This window comes from Comamonas sp. C11 (assembly GCF_024496285.1).
GTDB lineage: Bacteria > Pseudomonadota > Gammaproteobacteria > Burkholderiales > Burkholderiaceae_C > Comamonas > Comamonas testosteroni_F.
On record NZ_CP101743.1, the window covers coordinates 2,625,675 to 2,644,586 of the forward strand.

Annotated in this window: 18 protein-coding genes; 7 read left to right on the forward strand and 11 right to left on the reverse strand. The window is 61.4% G+C overall.

The window, feature by feature from the left end; genetic code table 11:
• The first annotated feature begins 169 nt into the window (after positions 1-169).
• Positions 170-535, forward strand: a complete 366-nt coding sequence (clpS, locus tag NOX35_RS11990; RefSeq protein WP_034349666.1) for an ATP-dependent Clp protease adapter ClpS — start codon at positions 170-172, stop codon at positions 533-535.
• Positions 536-597: 62 nt separating this feature from the next.
• Positions 598-2,922, forward strand: a complete 2,325-nt coding sequence (clpA, locus tag NOX35_RS11995) for an ATP-dependent Clp protease ATP-binding subunit ClpA (RefSeq protein WP_182286887.1) — start codon at positions 598-600, stop codon at positions 2,920-2,922.
• 156 nt (positions 2,923-3,078) lie between these two features.
• On the opposite strand, the gene NOX35_RS12000 is transcribed toward clpA, so the two are convergent.
• The 9 genes from NOX35_RS12000 to cyoA form a co-directional block, all read right to left on the reverse strand.
• The gene (locus NOX35_RS12000; protein ID WP_182286888.1) at positions 3,079-3,330 is read right to left on the reverse strand and encodes a hypothetical protein; all 252 of its coding nucleotides are present in this window, start codon (positions 3,328-3,330) and stop codon (positions 3,079-3,081) included.
• 79 nt (positions 3,331-3,409) lie between these two features.
• Positions 3,410-3,856, reverse strand: a complete 447-nt coding sequence (locus NOX35_RS12005; protein WP_256496723.1) for a polymerase — start codon at positions 3,854-3,856, stop codon at positions 3,410-3,412.
• A 138-nt stretch (positions 3,857-3,994) separates the two neighbouring features.
• Positions 3,995-4,531: a response regulator transcription factor gene (locus tag NOX35_RS12010; RefSeq protein ID WP_182286889.1), complete on the reverse strand. Its 537-nt coding sequence runs from the start codon at positions 4,529-4,531 to the stop codon at positions 3,995-3,997.
• 15 nt (positions 4,532-4,546) lie between these two features.
• On the reverse strand, positions 4,547-5,848 hold the full coding sequence (locus NOX35_RS12015; RefSeq protein WP_182286890.1) for an ATP-binding protein: 1,302 nt from the start codon (positions 5,846-5,848) through the stop codon (positions 4,547-4,549).
• A 121-nt stretch (positions 5,849-5,969) separates the two neighbouring features.
• Positions 5,970-6,758 (reverse strand): SURF1 family protein, encoded by a 789-nt coding sequence (locus NOX35_RS12020; protein WP_256496724.1) that lies wholly within the window; start codon positions 6,756-6,758, stop codon positions 5,970-5,972.
• 8 nt (positions 6,759-6,766) lie between these two features.
• Positions 6,767-7,183: a cytochrome o ubiquinol oxidase subunit IV gene (cyoD, locus tag NOX35_RS12025; protein WP_256496725.1), complete on the reverse strand. Its 417-nt coding sequence runs from the start codon at positions 7,181-7,183 to the stop codon at positions 6,767-6,769.
• A complete protein-coding gene (gene cyoC / locus NOX35_RS12030) occupies positions 7,184-7,816 on the reverse strand; it encodes a cytochrome o ubiquinol oxidase subunit III (RefSeq protein ID WP_182286893.1) in 633 nt (210 codons plus the stop codon).
• A complete protein-coding gene (gene cyoB / locus NOX35_RS12035; protein ID WP_034375847.1) occupies positions 7,809-9,815 on the reverse strand; it encodes a cytochrome o ubiquinol oxidase subunit I in 2,007 nt (668 codons plus the stop codon). Before cyoB ends, cyoC begins: the two co-directional genes overlap by 8 nt.
• Before the next feature lie 62 nt (positions 9,816-9,877).
• Positions 9,878-10,933 carry a ubiquinol oxidase subunit II gene (gene cyoA / locus NOX35_RS12040; protein WP_256496726.1) on the reverse strand — a complete coding sequence of 352 codons (1,056 nt, stop codon included), beginning with the start codon at positions 10,931-10,933 and terminating at the stop codon, positions 9,878-9,880.
• A 338-nt stretch (positions 10,934-11,271) separates the two neighbouring features.
• Here cyoA and NOX35_RS12045 point away from each other — a divergent pair, with 338 nt between their 5' ends.
• Complete coding sequence (locus tag NOX35_RS12045; RefSeq protein ID WP_182286896.1) at positions 11,272-12,612, forward strand: MFS transporter; 1,341 nt, start codon at positions 11,272-11,274, stop codon at positions 12,610-12,612.
• Positions 12,613-12,728: 116 nt separating this feature from the next.
• On the opposite strand, the gene NOX35_RS12050 is transcribed toward NOX35_RS12045, so the two are convergent.
• Positions 12,729-13,727 carry a tripartite tricarboxylate transporter substrate binding protein gene (locus NOX35_RS12050; protein ID WP_182286897.1) on the reverse strand — a complete coding sequence of 333 codons (999 nt, stop codon included), beginning with the start codon at positions 13,725-13,727 and terminating at the stop codon, positions 12,729-12,731.
• A gap of 188 nt (positions 13,728-13,915) precedes the next feature.
• Here NOX35_RS12050 and NOX35_RS12055 point away from each other — a divergent pair, with 188 nt between their 5' ends.
• Positions 13,916-14,827: a LysR family transcriptional regulator gene (locus tag NOX35_RS12055; protein ID WP_003055493.1), complete on the forward strand. Its 912-nt coding sequence runs from the start codon at positions 13,916-13,918 to the stop codon at positions 14,825-14,827.
• Positions 14,828-14,973: 146 nt separating this feature from the next.
• On the opposite strand, the gene NOX35_RS12060 is transcribed toward NOX35_RS12055, so the two are convergent.
• Positions 14,974-15,762: an IclR family transcriptional regulator C-terminal domain-containing protein gene (locus NOX35_RS12060; protein ID WP_256496727.1), complete on the reverse strand. Its 789-nt coding sequence runs from the start codon at positions 15,760-15,762 to the stop codon at positions 14,974-14,976.
• 180 nt (positions 15,763-15,942) lie between these two features.
• Here NOX35_RS12060 and pobA point away from each other — a divergent pair, with 180 nt between their 5' ends.
• The 3 genes from pobA to NOX35_RS12075 all read left to right on the forward strand — a co-directional run bounded on the left by pobA (position 15,943) and on the right by NOX35_RS12075 (position 18,759).
• Positions 15,943-17,118 (forward strand): 4-hydroxybenzoate 3-monooxygenase, encoded by a 1,176-nt coding sequence (pobA, locus tag NOX35_RS12065; protein WP_256496728.1) that lies wholly within the window; start codon positions 15,943-15,945, stop codon positions 17,116-17,118.
• A 198-nt stretch (positions 17,119-17,316) separates the two neighbouring features.
• Positions 17,317-18,096, forward strand: coding sequence for a 2OG-Fe dioxygenase family protein (locus NOX35_RS12070; protein WP_182286900.1), 780 nt, complete (start codon positions 17,317-17,319; stop codon positions 18,094-18,096).
• Positions 18,097-18,285: 189 nt separating this feature from the next.
• Entirely contained in the window at positions 18,286-18,759 is a 474-nt protein-coding gene (locus NOX35_RS12075) for a hypothetical protein (RefSeq protein ID WP_256496729.1), read from the forward strand.
• The last annotated feature ends 153 nt before the right edge of the window (positions 18,760-18,912 follow it).

Below are 18,912 nucleotides of genomic sequence, written 5' to 3' on the forward strand. Positions count from 1 at the left end.
CACTCGAATGTCGGATAGGAGCCTGATTTTTTGATAGCGAAGAGCGCTTGCTGGGCAAGGGATTCCCATGGATTTCCCTTGGTTCTGCCAATTTTGCTTTCAGCCGCCTTGAAATCCCTAACAATGCTATGCATATGCCAGCGCAAAAACATTGCAACGGCTCGCTAGAATGGATTTCATGGCTACCCAACTCCCATCAATTCCCCCGGTCTCGCCAGCGATCAGAACGCCTGACGATGGAGATTCCTTGGTGCTTGAACGGCGCCGCCAGCGGCTGCAGCCGCCACGCATGTATCAGGTGGTGATGCTCAATGACGACTTCACGCCCATGGAGTTCGTGATTGCCGTGCTGCAGGAGCTGTTCGGAAAGGACCGCGAATCGGCCACGCAGATCATGCTCAAGATTCATTTGGACGGCCGTGGTGTCTGCGGCGTCTACAGCCAGGATGTGGCGGCGACAAAAGTCGAGCAGGTGCTGCAGGCGGCCCAGAAAGCGGGCCATCCGTTGCAAGCCACATTCGAGCCTGTTGAATAAGCGCAGTCCGCCCTCAGATTAGTTAGCAGAGAGTCAACCAAGCAAGCCGAAAGGAGTCGCACATGATCGCTCAAGAACTGGAAGTCAGCTTGCACATGGCGTTTGTCGAGGCCCGTCAGCAGCGCCACGAGTTCATCACCGTGGAGCATCTGCTGCTCGCCCTGCTGGACAACCCAAGTGCAGCTGAAGTGCTGCGCGCATGCGCGGCCAATATCGACGACCTGCGTTCATCGCTGTCCAACTTCATCAAGGACAACACACCGCAGGTGGACGGCACCGAAGAGGTGGATACGCAGCCCACGCTGGGATTCCAGCGTGTGATTCAGCGCGCCATCATGCATGTGCAGTCCACAGGCAATGGCAAGAAGGAGGTGACGGGCGCCAATGTGCTCGTGGCCATCTTCGGCGAAAAGGACTCCCATGCCGTGTACTACCTGCACCAGCAGGGCGTGACGCGCCTGGACGTGGTCAACTACATTGCTCATGGCATCAAGAAGGGCGAGCCGCCCGAGCCTGCCAAGGCCGAGTCTCCCTCCGAGAGCGAAGAGGGCGCGACCGGAGAGCGCAATGAAAAGGCCTCGCCGCTGGAGCAGTTCACGCTGAACCTGAACCAGGCCGCCAAGGAAGGCAAGATCGATCCGCTGATCGGGCGCGAGTACGAGGTCGAGCGCACCATCCAGATCCTCTGCCGCCGCCGCAAGAACAACCCGCTGCTGGTGGGCGAGGCCGGTGTGGGCAAGACGGCCATTGCCGAGGGCCTGGCCTGGCGTATCACCGAAGGCACGGTGCCCGAGGTGCTCAAGGAAGGCGTGGTCTACTCGCTGGACATGGGCGCGCTGCTGGCCGGCACCAAGTACCGCGGCGATTTCGAGCAGCGCCTCAAGGGCGTGCTCAAGTCGCTCAAGGACAAGCCGCATGCCATCCTGTTCATCGACGAGATCCACACGCTGATCGGCGCCGGTGCGGCCTCGGGCGGCACGCTGGACGCGTCCAATCTGCTCAAGCCTGCGCTGTCCAGCGGCCAGTTGCGCTGCATCGGTGCGACCACCTTCACCGAATACCGTGGCATCTTCGAAAAAGACGCGGCCCTGTCGCGCCGTTTCCAGAAGGTGGATGTGGTCGAGCCTACGGTGGCCGAGACGGTGGACATCCTCAAGGGCCTGAAGTCGCGCTTCGAGGAACACCACAGCATCACCTATGCGCAGGAAGCCCTGCAGGCGGCGGCCGAGCTGTCGGCCAAGTACATCAATGACCGCCACCTGCCCGACAAGGCCATCGACGTGATCGACGAGGCGGGCGCTGCCCAGCGCATCGCGCCCGAAGCCCAGCGCAAGCAGACCATCGGCAAGGCCGAGATCGAGGCCATCGTGGCCAAGATCGCCCGCATTCCGCCGGCCAATGTCAGCAACGACGACCGCAGCAAGCTGCAGACGCTGGAGCGTGACCTGAAGAGCGTGGTCTTCGGCCAGGACAAGGCACTGGAAGTGCTGTCGTCGGCGGTGAAGATGGCGCGCTCGGGTCTGGGCAAGCCAGACAAGCCGATCGGCTCCTTCCTGTTCTCCGGCCCCACGGGCGTCGGCAAGACGGAAGCTGCCAAACAACTGGCCTACATCCTGGGTGTGGACCTGATCCGCTTCGACATGTCCGAGTACATGGAGCGCCATGCCGTCAGCCGACTGATTGGTGCGCCTCCCGGCTATGTAGGTTTTGATCAGGGCGGTCTGCTGACCGAGGCCGTGACGAAGAAGCCGCATTCGGTGCTGCTGCTCGACGAAATCGAGAAGGCGCATCCGGATATCTTCAACGTGCTGCTGCAAGTCATGGATCACGGCACGCTGACCGACAACAACGGACGCAAGGCCGACTTCCGCAACGTGATCATCATCATGACCACGAATGCGGGTGCCGAGACCATGAACAAGGCCACCATCGGTTTCACGAACCCGCGTGAGGCCGGTGATGAAATGGGCGATATCAAGCGCCTGTTCACGCCCGAGTTCCGCAACCGTCTGGATGCCATCGTCAGCTTCAAGCCGCTGGACGAGCAGATCATTCTGCGCGTGGTCGACAAGTTCCTGCTGCAACTGGAGCAGCAGCTGGCCGAGAAGAAGGTGGAGGTCACCTTCAGCGACGACCTGCGCAAGCACCTGGCCAAGAAGGGCTTCGATCCGCTCATGGGTGCACGCCCCATGCAGCGTCTGATTCAGGACACCATCCGCCGCTCGCTGGCCGACGAACTGCTGTTCGGTCGTCTGACCAATGGCGGACGCCTGGAGGTGGACTGGGACGAAGCGGGCAACGAAGGCAAGGGTGATGTCAAGCTCACCATTACCGAGCTGCCCAAGGACGCCCCCAAGGCCGAGCCCGAGCAGGCAGTGGCCGACTAAGGCCTTCGCCAGCGCCGCCTGAAGGGCGCTGATGCCAGAGACCGGCAGTGGAAACACTGCCGGTTTTTTCTTGGGCGCCTGGCCGGGGTTTGCTCTTCTTTTCGTCCTGTGGCCCACGATAGAGCCCTGCATGAATGCCAGGGCAGAGCTGCCTGATCAATCGCGCAGGTACAGCAGCAGCATGAAGACCGGTGTGCCGATCAGAACGCCGATGATGCAGAACAAGGGGCCGTAAACCAGCAGGCTTATCTCGAGGGCGCGCATGCACCCCGAGATGCCCTCATTGAAGCAGCTGACACCGTCGGGCGGCAGGAAGATGCTGTGAAACGGCAGAAAAAGCGCCGCCACGGCGATGCTGGCAAGCAGTGCCAGAAAGGCGGAGAAAACAAGTCGGCCCAGGGTTTTCATGATGTGCATCTCCGCAGCAACTATAGATGGTGGAGCCATGAATGCCGGGTTGCGGCGAGAAAACGGTACGGGAGCCTGCCTATGGCTTGCCTGCAGTGCCGCGTGCGGCCTGGCTGATGAAGTTGAGCGCAGCGATGATGATGCCCTTGGTCAGAGGCAGCAAGGCAAAGAACAAAAAGAAGAGGTGGTTGGCCTGCCACAGCGGCATGGTGCGCAGATGTGCGAGCCAGCTTTGAACATGGCCGCCGGCCACGGCGGTCGCGATGGCGGCGGCAAGCAGGGCCAGCAGCGTGACGGCCAGGGCCTTGGCACGCCTGGATGCGAGCTCGAAGGCAAGCGTGACAGGGCGGATGAGGCAGCAGCCAAAGACCAGGGCGCAGAGAAAAGGCACCAGGTCCACGGCTTCGCCCCGTAGCAGCCAGGGCAGGGCGGTCGCATACGACAGAAGCAGCAGGCCTAGGCCGGTGGCTCCTATGAGGCGCGGTGGCCGCTGTTGCTGCTGCTTTATGGGCGCCTGCCGGTGCATTGGGGCGAGGCCGCGAAACCAATGAAAAAAGGAGCTGTTATCGCTTGCTGCATAACGATTTCAGATACTTTTGTATTTGAAAGGCAATGCTGAAAAGCGGAGCCAGCTATCAACATTGCTGTTCGGGCTTGATGCCGCTCACTTGACCTGGCGCTTTTCCAGCTTGCGCGCCAGCGTGCGCCGGTGCATGCCCAGGCGGCGTGCGGCCTCGGAGATGTTGAAGCCGGACTCGGCCAGGGTCTCGTGAATATGCTCCCATTCCAGCGTCTTGATGGAGGTGGTCTGGCTGCTGACCTCCACGTCGGTGCGGCCCTCGACCCGCCCGAAGGCGGCTTCGATGTCGTCGGTATTCGAGGGTTTGGCGAGGTAGTGGCAGGCGCCGAGCTTGACGGCTTCCACGGCCGTGGCAATGCTGGCGTAGCCTGTGAGCACCACGATCAGCGCATGGGGGTTGTGCAGATGCAGCATCTGCACGCAGTTCAGGCCCGATGCATTGCCGGCCAGCTTCAGATCCATGACCGCATATTGCGGCCGGTGCTGGGTCAGCAGCAGCTGCACTTCCTCGCCGCTGGTTGCATGCAGCACACGGTAGCCCCGGCGCTCGAAGGAGCGCTTGAGGGTGCGTGCAAATGCCGCGTCATCTTCAACCAGCAGCAGTAAACGGTCTTCTTCCATGCAAACCACTATGTCTTAAATCGCGAGGGCGGACTGGGGCAGGCTGACCTCCACCAGAGCGCCGCCGCCTTGCTGAGCCGGCAGATTGCCGGCATGAACGCGGCCGCCCAGGGCGCGGGCCACGTTGGTGACAAGGAACAGGCCCAGGCCGCGACCGGGGCGCTCCTGCTTGGTGGAGACATGGCACTGGCCCAGCTGCTGCAGCACGGCGGCATCGAAGCCCGGGCCGTGGTCGCGCACCTGGATGCGTATCTGGTCGTGATCGCTGCTCAGGGTCAGCTCCACCCAGTCGGGCGAGGCTTCGAGGGCATTGTCCAGCAAATTGCAAATCATTTGCTGCAATGCAGTATCCGAGAGCATGGCGAAGTCCTTCACGCCCTGCTGGTGCAGCGCAAAGTGCTGCAGGCTGTTATGCGCCTGCCAGTGGCTGACCACGCCCTGCACAAAGCTCGCAAACGTGGTGCTTTCCGTGCCTTCGGCCCGGGTCTCGCCGGCAGACAGCAGCACGCCCGAGACGATGGACTTGCAGCGCAGCAGCTGGCGCTGCATTTCCTGCAGGTCTTCGCGCAGATCCTCGTCCTGCATGAGGGCCGGCATATGCTGCCAGTCGCCCAGGATCACGGACATGGTGGCCATGGGCGTGCCCAGCTCGTGGGCCGCGCCGGTGGCCAGCAGGCCCAGGCGCACGATGTGTTCCTCCTCGCTGGCGCGCTGGCGCATATTGGAGATGCGCTTGTCGCGGCGGCGCGTGTTCTCGACGATGCGGGTCAGAAAGACGATGGTCAGGATGCTGGTCAGCGCAAAACTGATGAGCACGCCCACGACGTAGAGGCTGGGCAAGCCTTCCTGACTGGCGAACTGCACATGCAGGGGCTGATGAAACAGGGTCAGGCCCATGACGCCGACAAAGGAGGCCGCGACCACGCACCAGGTGTAGTGGGCGGGCAGCAGCACGGCACTCAGAATGCCCTGCAGCAGATACAGATAGATAAAGGGGTTGCTGGCACCGCCGCTCAGGTACAGCTGGATCGTCAGGGCCAGCACATCGGCCAGCAGCGCATAGAAGACGCTGCGCGAGGTCACGGGGCGGTGCAGGCCCTGGCTCCAGTAGATATAGGCCAGGTTGGTGGCGACCAGGGCCACCAGCACCAGCGCCATGGGCAGCAGGGGCAGTGCAATCTGAAAGCCGTAGTGCACCAGCGAGATGGTGACGACCTGGCCGACCACGGCAATCCAGCGCAGCTGAATCAGCAGCTGCATGTTCTGCCGCTCGGTCAGGCGCTGTACGCGAAACAGGGAATCGGAAATTTGGCTCACCGTGCAATTGTCACCGAGCAGGCCTGCCACGGACGCTTCTGGGGCTATGCCTTTCTGATGTAGGAGCAGTCTGCAGGGGGCGAAAAAAAGCGCTCCGGGGAGCGCTTTTCAATGGTCGGCATCAGCTTCTGGCTGCGGCCTTGTCATGCCGGCGTACCAGCCAGGCCGCTCCCAGCACCATGATGGCCAGCCCATACCAGGTCAGGGCATAGACCAGATGGCTGTTCGGGAAGCGGATGACCGTCATGCCGGGGCGCAGGACTTCGCTGTCGGCGCCGGCCTGCGCCTGGGTATGGGCCGGGTTGCTGGCAGGCACGCCCTGGTCTATGAAGTAGGGTGCGGCCCGGCTCAGACCCTGGGCCTGGGCAATGGCGGCGACATCGCGCGAGTACCACTGGTTGTTGGCAGGGTCGTTCTTGCGCAGAAAACCGCCACCGGGCTCGCTCATGCGCATCAGGCCGATGACGGTGACAGTCTCGGCGGACGGGTCGGCCTCGGCGATCTGCTTGAGCCACTGGCCGCGCAGCTTCTCGGGCGTGAAGCCGCGGTTGACCAGAACCTGCGTGCCATCGGCCAGCTGCAGCGGCGTCATGAGCCAGAAGCCCGCGCCGGCCTCGGTCAAGGCCTTGGCCAGCACGCTTTGCTTGTCCAGCCAGCGGCCTTGCGCCTTGACGGGCAGGTACTCGTGGCTGGCGGCATTGATCTGCGGCCACTGGCCGGGCTCGGGCAAAGCCACGGGGGCGCTGTGCACGCGCTGCTCCACGCGCTCTATGAGATCAAGCTTCCAGGCGCGGCGCTGCACCTGCCAGGTGCCCAGAGCCATGAACCCTAAAAACAAGGCGATGCCCACAAACGCGAGCATCGCCTTGGCGAAGGGAGAGCGCTGCCGCGCAGCGCTCTGGTTCTTCATGAGGCCGGTCAAGGTGTGACAGCTGCGGGAGCCGTGTGACCTGCGTGATCTGCGGCCTGGTGCATTTCATGACCGGGCATCATGTTGGTGTTCATGTGGAACATGACCCAAAGCGTGCCGGAGATCGCAATCGCCAGGAAGATCACCGTGAAGATGGTGGACAGCATCGTCCAGCCGCCCTGGATCTTGCCGTTCATGTGCAGGAAGTACACCATGTGCACGAGCACCTGAACCACCGCGAACAGGCCCAGCACGGCCACGGCCGTGGTGCGGTCGGTGATGACGTTGTTCATGACCAGGTAGAAGGGGATGGCAGTCAGGATGACAGCCAGGATGAAGCCCTTCACATAGTCGCCCATGGTGACGTGCAGGTCATCGTGATCGTGGTGATCGTCATGACCGGCGTGGATATCGTGTGCGCTCATTTACAGCACCCCCATCAGATACACAAAGGTGAACACACCGATCCAGACCACGTCCAAGAAGTGCCAGAACATGGACAGGCAGTTGATACGGCGCACGTTCTCGTTGATCAGGCCGTGCTTCTTGATCTGGATCATCAGAGTGATCAGCCAGACCAGACCGAAGGTCACGTGGATACCGTGGGTGCCCACCAGTGTGAAGAAGGACGACAGGAAGGCGCTGCTCTGAGGCGTTGCACCTTGATGGATCAGGTGGTGGAACTCATAGAGTTCCACGGCCAGGAAGGCTGCGCCCAGCAGGCCGGTGACGGCCAGCCACAGCAGCGTGCCGTTCACGTTCTTCTTCTGCTTTTGCAGCATGGCAAAGCCGAAGGTGATGGACGACATCAGCAGGAAGGCCGTGTTGACCGCGACCAGTGACAGGTCGAACAGATCCTTGCCCGAGGGGCCGCCTGCATAGCTGCGGCCCAGCACGCCATAGGTGGCGAACAGTGCGGCAAAGATCAGGCAGTCGCTCATCAGGTAGAGCCAGAAGCCCAGCGAGGTGCCGTTTTCCGGATGGGGCTCGTGCGCGAGGTGGTACTCGCGAGTAGCCAGGGCGGCCGAGCCGCCAGCGTTGATATGTGTATTAGACATGGGCTGCTGCAAGCTGCTTGGTACGTGCTTCTTCCGATGTGGCCACTTCGGCCGCAGGGATGTAGTAGTCACGCTTGTAGTTGAAGGTATGAATGATCGAGGCCAGGATGGTCGCGGCGAACGAAGCGATCACCAGAGGCCACATGTGCCAGATCAGAGCAAAGCCCAGAACGGTGGACAGGCCGGCAATCACCACGCCGGCGCCGGTATTGGCGGGCATGTGGATGGGCTCGAAGCCGCTCAGCGGACGCTGATAGCCGTGCTTCTTCATGTCGGTCCAGGCGTCGATGTCGTGCACCACGGGGGTGAAGGCGAAGTTGTACTGGGGAGGGGGCGAGGAGGTGGCCCATTCCAGGGTACGGCCTTCCCATGGGTCGCCGGTCACGTCACGCAGCTCGTCGCGCTTCCAGATGGACACGGCCAGCTGGATGAAGAAGCAGCCGATACCGGCAGCGATCAGGGCGGCACCGCAGGCAGCGATGATGAACCAGATCTGCAGCGAGGGATCGTCGAAGTGGTTGGCACGGCGAGTCACGCCCATCAGACCCAGGATGTACAGGGGAGTGAAGGCGACCCAGAAGCCGACCAGCCAGAACCAGAACGAAGCCTTGCCCCAGAACTCGTTGAGTCGGAAGCCGAAAGCCTTGGGGAACCAGTAGTTGATGCCGGCAAACACGGCAAACACCACGCCGCCGATGATCACGTTGTGGAAGTGGGCGATCAGGAACAGCGAGTTGTGCAGCACGAAGTCCGCGGGAGGAACGGCCAGCAGCACGCCGGTCATGCCGCCAATGGCGAAGGTGACCATGAAGCCCACCGTCCACAGCATGGGCACCGAGAAGCGGATGCGGCCGCGGTACATGGTGAACAGCCAGTTGAAGATCTTCGCGCCCGTGGGGATGGAGATGATCATCGTGGTGATACCGAAGAAGGTATTCACGCTGGCACCCGAGCCCATGGTGAAGAAGTGGTGCAGCCACACCAGGTAGGACAGGATGGTGATACACACGGTGGCGTAGACCATCGAGGTGTAGCCGAACAGACGCTTGCGGCTGAACGTTGCCACGATTTCGGAGAACACGCCGAAGCAGGGCAGGATCAGGATGTAGACCTCTGGGTGGCCCCAGATCCAGATCAGGTTCACGTACAGCATGGGGTTGCCGCCCAGCTCGTTCGTGAAGAAGTTGGTGCCGACGTAGCGGTCCAGCGACATCAGCACCAGGGCTGCGGTCAGCACGGGGAAGGAGGCCACGATCAGGGCGTTGGTGCACAGGGCCGTCCATGTGAAGACGGGCATCTTCATCAGGTTCATGCCGGGAGCGCGCATCTTGATGATGGTCACGATCAGGTTGATACCTGACAAGGTCGTGCCCACACCGGCGACCTGCAGGCCCCAGATGTAGTAATCAAGACCCGTGCTGCCGCTCTGGTGACCCAGATTGGACAGAGCCAGCCAGCCGGAGGTGGAGAACTCGCCCAGGAACAGGGAGATCATGACCAGCACGGCGCCGCCGGTGGTCATCCAGAAGCTGAAGTTGTTCAGGAACGGGAAGGAGACGTCACGTGCGCCGATCTGCAGAGGAACCAGATAGTTCATCAGGCCGGTCACGAAGGGCATCGCCACGAAGAAGATCATGATCACGCCGTGGGCCGTGAAGATCTGGTCGTAGTGGTGAGGAGGCAGGTAGCCCATGTTGTCGCCGAAGGCCATGGACTGCTGCAGGCGCATCATCACGGCATCGGCAAAGCCGCGCAGGAACATGACCAGACCGAGGATCATGTACATGATGCCGATCTTCTTGTGGTCGATGGAGGTGATCCAGTCGTTCCACAGCGGAGCCCAGAGGCGGAATTTGGTGATGCCGCCGACCACGACGAGGCCGCCAAGCACCACGGCAATAAAGGTCAAGAGCACGATGGGCTCGTGCGTCATGGGAATCTGGTCCCATGTGATACGGCCCAACAGCCAGTGGGAGGCCGGGGTTGTTGTTTCAGACATGTTGAGTCTCTTCTGTCGTATTGGAGCGGCTGAGCGGTGAGCGCATCCGCGCCGTGAACTACTTATTGCTGTGCGACAGCTCCGGAGGCGGCGACTTCGTCGAGCAGGGCGACAACGCGGTCAGCGTCTTTGGAAGTGCAGACATCCAGGGGCAGGGGAACGCTGGAGGTCTTGCTGTGGTGTGCAGGTGGCTTGCCGCCGGCGGCGTCGATGGCCATCATTTCGTTCATGCACATCTTGCCGTCTTCCACGCAGCGGTTGAGGACCTTGTGGTACAGGCCTTCGTCCACGCTGGCGAAGCGTTCAACGGGATTGCGCTCGCTGGGCTTGGCCAGATCGATATAGGCATCGCGCGTCAGGGCCTTGCCTTCGGTCTTGGCCTTGGCAATCCACTGATCAAACTGCTCGTTTTCCAGGCCGTGGAACTTGAAGGTCATGCCCGCAAAACCAGCGCCACTGTAGTGAGAGGACTTGCCGCCATAGATACCGGGCTTGTTGATCACGGCGTTCAGTTCGGTCTGCATGCCGGGCATGGTGTAGATCATGCCGGCCAGATCAGGAACGTAGAACGCGTTCATGGTGTGGGTGGAGGTCAGCTTGAAGTGAATGGGGCGATCCACCGGGGCAGCCACTTCATTGACGGTGGCAATGCCTTGCTCGGGGTAGAAGAACAGCCATTTCCAGTCCAGCGACACGACCTGGATCTCCAGAGGCTTGACGCTGGGGTCCAGAGCCTTGGTGGCGGAGATGCGGTCCAGGGGGCGATAGGGGTCGAGCTTGTGGGTGCTGATCCAGGTAATGGCGCCCAAAGCGATGATGATGAGCAGGGGGACCGTCCAGATCACCAGTTCCAGCGCGGTGGAGTGGTGCCATTCGGGGTCGTACTTGGCTTCGGTGTTGGACTGGCGGTATTTCCAGGCAAACAGCAGCGTCAAAAAGATGACGGGGACGATGATGAGCAACATCAGCAAAGTGGCCGTAATGACCAGGTCGCCTTGCTGCTTGGCAACGTCGCCAGCTGGGTTGAGGACGACGGCCTTGCTGCAACCGGCGAGGGTTGCGGTCAAAGCGGCCGCTGAGAGCCACGCGGGCCCACGGATTTCCTTGATTTTTAACATGCTTTGGGCGTGACAAAGTCGCGCTTAGGTGTAAACGCGGATTACTGGATCTCGGCAAATGTAATACCAAACCGGGGGTTGTCCATTGGACATTTTGTCCAAGGTCAAGGGTTGGTGGTTGAAAATGCGCTATTTGACAAGGGTTTAGCCATGTTTGAAAGTGCGCAAACTTTGCGCCAACAGGGCTTGAAATTGTCAAATCAGCCCTCAGAAACCGGGCCCGCACGGGGCTGGGCTGACAGTGCTCAGGGCAAAAACTCTATTGCAGCTGCACATGCTTGGGCGTAGAACGGAAAGCGTCCCCGGGACTGAAAAGTAAGACAAGGAGTTGTACCTTTATGACAAGCATGAACCCGTCCGTTGGTCTTACTCAGCAAGACTATGAGAACTCGGAAACCCTGGCCTATGCGGATACCGACGAGGATGTGACCCCCGGCGAGATTGCCGTGGGAGTGATCATCGGGCGCTCTTCCGAATACTTTGACTTCTTCGTGTTCGGCATCGCCTGCGTGCTGGTGTTTCCCTCGCTGCTGTTTCCCTACATGTCCAAGCTTGATGGCACGCTGGCTGCGTTTGCCATATTTTCGCTGGCCTTTGTGGCCCGCCCCGTGGGCACGGCGCTGTCCATGGCCGTGCAGCGCCGCTGGGGCCGTGCCACCAAGCTGACTCTGGCGCTGCTATTGCTGGGCGTCTGCACGGTGGGCATGACCTTTTTGCCCAGCTTTGAAGCCGCAGGCATGAAGGCCGTCTGGGCGCTTGTGATTCTGCGCATCGGTCAGGGTCTGGCACTGGGTGGTTCCTGGGACGGGCTGCCCTCGCTGCTGGCCATGTCCGCGCCGCAGAACAAGCGCGGCTGGTACTCGATGATCGGACAGCTCGGCGCGCCCCTGGGCTTCATCATCGCAGCAGCGCTGTTTGCCTATCTGTACTCCAGCCTGACGGCCGACGAGTTCATGAGCTATGGCTGGCGCTATCCCTTCTGCGTGGCTTTTGCCATCAACGTGGTGGCGCTGTTTGCCCGCCTGCGTCTGGTGGTGGGGCAGTCCTATACCCAGCTTCTGCAGGAGCGTGAGCTGGAGCCCATCAGCGTGACCAGCCTCATGGCCAACGAAGGCCGCAACGTGATGATCGGCGCCTTCGCCGCACTGGCCAGCTTTGCGCTGTTCCACCTGGTGACCGTGTTCCCGCTGTCCTGGATTTCCATGTACTCCGATCAGTCCATGACCGAAGTGCTGGTGGTGCAGATCATCGGCGCGCTGCTGGCAGGCGCGGCCATCATGCTGTCGGGCTGGCTGGCGGACCGAGTGGGGCGCCGCAACACCCTGGGCACCATGGCCTGCCTGATCGGCATCTTCAGCTTTCTCGCGCCCTGGCTGCTGGGCAGCGGCAGCACCGGCAACAATGTGTTCATCCTGGTGGGCTTTGTGCTGCTGGGTCTGTCCTACGGCCAGGCATCGGGCACGGTGACCTCCAACTTCTCGTCGCGCTACCGTTATACCGGTGCGGCCCTGTCCACGGACATGGCCTGGCTTATCGGTGCGGCATTTGCCCCGCTGGTAGCCCTGGGCGTCTCGGCCAAGTTCGGTCTGGTGGCCCTGGGCATCTATCTGCTGTCTGGCGCCTTGTGCACGCTGGCGGCCCTGGGCATCAACCGTGCCATCGAGGCGCGCGACCAGTAAGAGGCTGCAAGCTCCACGCAAAACGCCCGGTGCTTGCATCGGGCGTTTTTCTTGATGCCAGAGGACGTGAAAAAGCCGCCTTCAAGAGGCGGCTTCCTTATGGATGGGCGGCTCTATCAGTCCAGAGCCAGACCGGCCTTCTTGATCACCTCGCCAAAGCGCTTGCTCTCCGAAGCCATGAAGGCCTTGAATTCGGCAGGTGTGGGGTTGAAGGACTCGTAGCCGAAGGCGGCGAACTTGTCCTTGACGTCCTGGCCTGTCAGGGCCTGGCGCACATCGGTGCGGATCTTCTCGATCACGGCGGGAGGTGTGCCGGGACGCACGGCCAGGGCATTCCAGCCGATGGCAGTGAAGTCCTTGGGGCCGCCCGATTCGGACACCGTGGGCACGTTCTCGAAGCCGGCAATGCGGCTGGGAGCTGCCACGGCCAGGAAGCGCAGCTTGCCGCCACGCACCAGAGGGCCTGCCGTGCCCAGGGAGCCAAGGGCAAAAGTCAGCTCGCCATTGGCAACGCCCTGGTACAGCTGGCTGGTTTCCTTGTAGATCACATGCTCCATCTTGGTGCCGGTCTGGTTTTCCAGCAGGGCCGAGCCCAGGTGAACAGGGTTGCCCACGGACCAGGAGCCGTAGTTCAGCTTGCCGGGGTGCGCCTTGGCATCGGCAATCAGGTCGCCGATGGTCTTGTAGGGGCTGTTGACGGGCACGCACACAAAGAAGAAGTTGCGGAACAAGGGCATCAGGATTTCGAAGTCCTTGTTCAAGTCATAGGGCAGCTTCTTGAACAGGTGGGGGTAGGCAGCGATGTGGACGTTGTCCAGCTGAATCATGTCCGTGCCGTCGGTGGCACCGCGCTTGAATTCATTGATGGCGATGAAGCCGTTGCCGCCGGGACGATTTTCCACCACCACGGGCTGACCCCAGGCGCGGCCCAGCTTGTCGGCCACCAGGCGCGACAGGCCATCGGGGCCACCGCCTACGGGGAAGGGGTTGATGATGCGCGAGGACTTGGTGGGCCACTTGTCGCTCTGGGCGAAAGAGGGGGCGGCCACGGCAGCGGCAATGGCGCCGAGTGCGAATGCAGCTTGGCGACGGCTCATATTGAGCTTATGGGTCATTTTGTCTCCCTGGAAGGATGTCGATGATGAATTGCGTGTGGACCACGCATTGTTGATATCGTCGGCTGTTATTTTTAGATATTCAGGCCCAGTTAATTACATTGTGTCACTTGGGATATAAACACCTAGGTCTAGCTGAGGCTAGCAGCTATAGCAAAATAGCATAGCTTGTTTTGAAAGGTGTGAGCATGAATCTGCAGCAGATAGAGACCTTTGTTCGGGTGGCCGAAGTGGGGAGCTTCAGCAAGGCTGCAGTACTGCTGGACACCGCCCAGCCGGCGCTCAGCCGTCAGGTGCGGGCCCTGGAAACAGAGTTGCGCGAGACCCTGTTGATACGCACCGGGCGCGGCGTGACGCTGACCGATGCGGGGCGGCGCCTGCTCGAGCATGGTCACGCCATCATGCAGCGCGTGGCCATGGCCAAGGAGGATCTGGGCAGTCAGCGCGACGAGCCCGTGGGGCGTATCACCGTCGGCCTGCCGCCGAGCCTGGCTCGGCGCCTGACCTTGCCCCTGATCGACGGTTTCAGCCGCGAGATGCCCAAGGCCAGGCTGGCAGTGGTCGAGGGTTTCTCCATGAATATCTCGGAGTGGCTGACCTCGGGGCGCATGGATCTGGGCCTGGTATACACGCCGGAGCCGCATCCGCAGATCGAGGTCTCGCCTGTGCTTGAAGAGCGCCTGTGCCTGATCGGCCCGGCCAGCACGCTGGCAGGCCGCACCAGCATCCCGTTCGAGCATCTGGCCGAGTTCCCGCTGATCATGCCTCAGCACGGGCAGATTTTCCGCAAGCTGATGGAGGCGCAGGCCACGCTGTCCCAGGTCAAGCTCAATGTGGTCTGGGAGGTTTCCAGCGTTCCCGCCATTCTGGATCTGGTGCGCGGCGGCTATGGCTATGCGGCGCTGACCGACAGCGCCATGCACAGCCATGCCACCGATGCATCGCTGGTGGAAGTGCCCATCAAGTCGCCGCATATCGTCAGCACCTTGTGCCTGGTGCAGCCCGCCAAGAAGAAGTCCACGCCCCTGATGCGCCGCACGGCCGAGTTGCTGCGCCGCCTCAGCATGCAGGTCTGCTCGGTGGAAAGCGGTCATATCTGAACGACCGGTCTGCACAGGGGGCATTGCCGCTGCGGATTCATGCTCCTGTTAGGGGAGCTGGTTGCGCTTGTTGAGTAAGGATTTCAGATTTATTTGTATCTGAAGTCAATAAAAGAAAAGCGCAATAAGCTTCTGAATTGATAGCTTCAAAGTTGGGGGCGCAAGGTTCTCGCGGCCTCCTGCAGCAGTGGCAGTATTTCCTGCTGCATGGTTTGAGGGCTCATGCGCTTGGCCGATGTCACCACATTCAGTGCTGCCACCGTGCGCCCCTGCATATTGCGCAGCGGCACGGCCACGGCCTGAATGGCCAGTTCATGCTCTTCTAGCGCCATGCAGTAGTCGAGACGGCGCACCTCGTCGAGCAAGCCCTTTAGCGCTGCACCATCGGACACCGTGTGTGCGGTGAGCTTGGGCAGGTCATAGGTGGCAAGCCAGTCGTCGAGCTCCGAGCTTGAGAGCGAGGCCAGCAGCACCCGGCCAGTGGACGTGGCGTGCGCCGGCAGACGCGTGCCCAGGTGCAGTCCATGGGCCATCAGCCGCTCGCCTTTTTCATGAACGGCGCTGCGCGCGACGATGACGACTTCGCGGCCCTCGCGCACCACGCAGGAGTAGGACAGCCCGGTCTGTGCTGCCAGTCTGTGCAGCACGGGTTGCACGATGCGCGGCAGCCGGGCCGAGGCCAGATAGCTGCCCGACAGGCGCAGTACTTTGGGAGCCAGCCAGAAATAGCTGCCATCGGTTTCCAGATAGCCGAGATAGGCCAGCGTGAGCAGGTGGCGCCTGGCTGCGGCGCGCGTGATGCCTGCGCGCTTGGCCGCCATGGTGGCATTCAGACGCTGGCGCTCGGTGTCGAAGCTCTCGAGTACGGCCAGGCCCTTGGCCAGGCCGGCAATGAAGTCTGCCGGGGCGATGGAGGGGGAGGCAGGGTCATTCATGGAGGGGGCCGTCGTTCTTGTTTTGCGCGATCATCGTTCTCATTGTGCGATTATCGCGCAAACAACGCTGCTCGCCTTTGTTTTGATGCAGCACAAAACTTAGTCTTGCTCCGTAGCGCAACCGGCGTCGTCACGCTCGCCGATTGACAGGTTTTTGAGCCATAACAAGGAGTCACAATCATGCGTACACAAGTCGCCATCATTGGTGCCGGTCCCTCGGGTCTGCTGCTGGGGCAGTTGCTCTACAAGGCGGGCATCGACAACATCATCATCGAGCAGCGCAGCGCCGACTATGTGCTGGGCCGCATCCGCGCCGGCGTGCTGGAGCAGGTGGCTGTGGATCTGCTCAAGCAGGCGGGTGCCGACAAGCGCATGAATGAGGAAGGTCTGCCTCATGACGGCATCGAGCTGCTGTTCAAGGGCAAGCGCCATCGCATCAATCTGCATGACCTGACCGGCGGCAAGCGCGTGATGGTCTACGGCCAGACCGAAGTCACCCGCGATCTGATGGAAGTGCGCGCCCAGGAAGGCCTGACCACGGTCTACGAAGCCAGCAATGTGCAGCCCGTGGACTTCGAGAGCGACAAGCCCAAGGTGCGTTACGAAAAAGACGGCCAGCTGCACGAGATAGAGTGCGACTTCATCGCCGGTTGCGACGGCTTTCACGGCATCTGCCGTGCCAGCGCTCCTCAGGACAAGATCAAGACCTTCGAGAAGGTCTATCCCTTCGGCTGGCTGGGCCTGCTCTCCGATACGCCGCCCGTGTCGCATGAGCTGATCTACGCCAACACCGAGCGCGGCTTTGCCCTTTGCAGTCAGCGCAGCGCCACGCGCAGCCGCTACTATCTGCAGGTGCCGCTGACCGACAAGGTGGAGGACTGGAGCGACGAGGCGTTCTGGGAAGAGCTCAAGAAGCGCCTGGACCCCGAAGCCCGCGCCAATCTGGTGACTGGTCCTTCGCTGGAAAAAAGCATTGCGCCTCTGCGCAGCTTTGTGACCGAGCCCATGCGCTTCGGCCGCATGTTCCTGGCCGGAGACGCCGCCCACATCGTGCCTCCCACAGGCGCCAAGGGCCTGAACCTGGCGGCTTCCGACGTGGGCTATCTGTCGCAAGCCTTTGTCGAGTACTACAAGGAGCAGTCCGAGGCCGGTATCGACCGCTACTCCGAGCAGTGCCTGCGCCGCGTCTGGAAGGCCGAGCGCTTCTCCTGGTGGATGACCTCCATGCTGCACAACTTCCCTGGCGAGGGCGAGTTCAACACCAAGGTGCAGGAAGCGGAGCTGGACTATATCGTCAACTCCGATGCCGGCTCGACCTCGCTGGCGGAGAACTATGTGGGCCTGCCCCTGGTGTAAGCCGGAGAACTGATTGCTCTCGTCACTGCCGTGATGAATGCCTGGCATCTGATCTTGGCGCTAGGCTGTCTGCCTGCATCGCTATATGCGATGCAGGCATTTTTTTCATCCATGCAATTTGGTTGATGCTGCCTTGCGTAAATTTTGATGCCGAGCCACAAGCCGGCAGGGCCTGCGAGGAGTAAGCTTGCCGACCTTATGGCGCACATCATGTTTTCCCCTCCCTATATTGCCGCTGCCGAGGCAGCCCAGTCCTTGCGCACGCGTGGCTATGCCGTGCTGCAGCCCGAGGACTTTGCCCAGTGGATGGGCCTGAGCGTGAGCGATCTGCATGCCATGGATGCGGACTGGCAGGGTTTGCCGCCCGATGCTTTCCTCAAGGATGGCGGCCGCTATCGCCGCCGCCGCCATTCCTGTTTTGTCAGCGAAGGCGATCAGGTGCAGCAGGTGCCCCACCGCGCCCACTGGCAGCCCGTGGAGTACAACGCTCTGCATGGGGGCATGCAGCGCATGTTCGAGCCCATGCTCGACAGCACCACCACCAGCATGGCCTGGCTGGCGATGATCAACGCTCTGGGACAACTGGCCGATCAGGTGTTCTGCACCGACGAGCTGCATGAGCGCTGGTTTGTCGAGGCGCACCAGTTCCGCATCGACACCACGGACGGCATTGGCCGGCCCACGCCCGAAGGCGCGCACCGCGATGGCGTCGATCTGGTCGCCGTGCTGCTGGTGGGGCGCAAGGGCGTCAAGGGAGGCGAGACTCGCGTGTTCGAGGCGACCGGTCCCAACGGCCAGCGTTTCACGTTGACCGAGCCATGGTCCGTGATGCTGCTCGACGATGCACGGATGATTCATGAAACCACGCCGATTCAACCCGTCGAGCACGGCGGCGTGCGCGATACGCTGGTGCTGACCTATCGTCGTGGCAGCTTCCAGGGTGCCGAGCTCCAGGAGCAGCAGGGCCAGGCCGCTTGATTGAGACGGACGGCTTTGTTCGGAAAATTTGAGCAAAACTGTAACATTCTCAATACGTCAAAGTGACGGCCTCAAAACTGCATGATGCAGGCTCGTCGCGACGAAGCTTTCGCCTCTTCAAGTCTTCCCTGCATCCAGCAAGCCAGATCAGCTGGCCGACACCACGCCCTGCGGGGCGTGGTTTTCTATATGAATCGCTTTTACGCCCTTGGCATTTCAGTACTGACAGCTCTTGTCACAGTAGCGGCCTGCAAGCCTTCGCAAGACCGTCCTGCGCAGGCGGCCTACACCAAGGAGCCCACGATCTACTTTCGCAATGGTCTCGAGATTACCCTTGGCGATGCCTCGGTGCCGATTCACGGCGTGGAGGAATGTCCTTATGGCCTTGCCGCGCCGGCCGGGACTGTGGTCGAGTTCAATGATGCCAAGTGCATTCGACTGTCGGACGATACAGAGCAGATCGTCGTGATGCTGGACATGCCGGACGGCATCGTCCAGGAGGAATGGACCGTGCGCCGCGATGCGCCAAGCAAACCCCACGAGCCAGCCTTCAAGAATGTCTCCCTGTTGCGCCCGGACGGCTCTCGCATCACGATTACCGACAAGTCCGACAGACTGCTGGACAAATGCTACGAATACCAGGCGGCCCATGTCTGCATCTGAGCCAGACCTTGGTCGGTGTGAACTTCAGGGTTGATTCATGTCAACACGCTGAGGCATGATGAAGGCAGACTCTCGCTATCTCAAGAGCGGCATCTGCCCCGGGCCTCTGGCTTGAGGTCCTTGTCGCCTGCAACCTGAAAGGGGAAACATATG

Bases quoted from the DNA above. Each gene is read 5' to 3' on its own strand.
- NOX35_RS12045 (WP_182286896.1), top strand. From the start codon at position 11,272: ATGACAAGCATGAACCCGTCCGTTGGTCTTACTCAGCAAGACTATGAG.
- NOX35_RS12020 (WP_256496724.1), bottom strand. From the start codon at position 6,758: ATGAAGAACCAGAGCGCTGCGCGGCAGCGCTCTCCCTTCGCCAAGGCG.
- NOX35_RS12050 (WP_182286897.1), bottom strand. From the start codon at position 13,727: ATGACCCATAAGCTCAATATGAGCCGTCGCCAAGCTGCATTCGCACTC.
- NOX35_RS12070 (WP_182286900.1), top strand. From the start codon at position 17,317: ATGGCGCACATCATGTTTTCCCCTCCCTATATTGCCGCTGCCGAGGCA.
- cyoA (WP_256496726.1), bottom strand. From the start codon at position 10,933: ATGTTAAAAATCAAGGAAATCCGTGGGCCCGCGTGGCTCTCAGCGGCC.
- cyoC (WP_182286893.1), bottom strand. From the start codon at position 7,816: ATGTCTAATACACATATCAACGCTGGCGGCTCGGCCGCCCTGGCTACT.
- pobA (WP_256496728.1), top strand. From the start codon at position 15,943: ATGCGTACACAAGTCGCCATCATTGGTGCCGGTCCCTCGGGTCTGCTG.
- NOX35_RS12000 (WP_182286888.1), bottom strand. From the start codon at position 3,330: ATGAAAACCCTGGGCCGACTTGTTTTCTCCGCCTTTCTGGCACTGCTT.
- NOX35_RS12060 (WP_256496727.1), bottom strand. From the start codon at position 15,762: ATGAATGACCCTGCCTCCCCCTCCATCGCCCCGGCAGACTTCATTGCC.
- clpA (WP_182286887.1), top strand. From the start codon at position 598: ATGATCGCTCAAGAACTGGAAGTCAGCTTGCACATGGCGTTTGTCGAG.
- NOX35_RS12075 (WP_256496729.1), top strand. From the start codon at position 18,286: ATGAATCGCTTTTACGCCCTTGGCATTTCAGTACTGACAGCTCTTGTC.
- NOX35_RS12055 (WP_003055493.1), top strand. From the start codon at position 13,916: ATGAATCTGCAGCAGATAGAGACCTTTGTTCGGGTGGCCGAAGTGGGG.
- NOX35_RS12005 (WP_256496723.1), bottom strand. From the start codon at position 3,856: ATGCACCGGCAGGCGCCCATAAAGCAGCAGCAACAGCGGCCACCGCGC.
- clpS (WP_034349666.1), top strand. From the start codon at position 170: ATGGATTTCATGGCTACCCAACTCCCATCAATTCCCCCGGTCTCGCCA.
- cyoB (WP_034375847.1), bottom strand. From the start codon at position 9,815: ATGTCTGAAACAACAACCCCGGCCTCCCACTGGCTGTTGGGCCGTATC.
- cyoD (WP_256496725.1), bottom strand. From the start codon at position 7,183: ATGAGCGCACACGATATCCACGCCGGTCATGACGATCACCACGATCAC.
- NOX35_RS12010 (WP_182286889.1), bottom strand. From the start codon at position 4,531: ATGGAAGAAGACCGTTTACTGCTGCTGGTTGAAGATGACGCGGCATTT.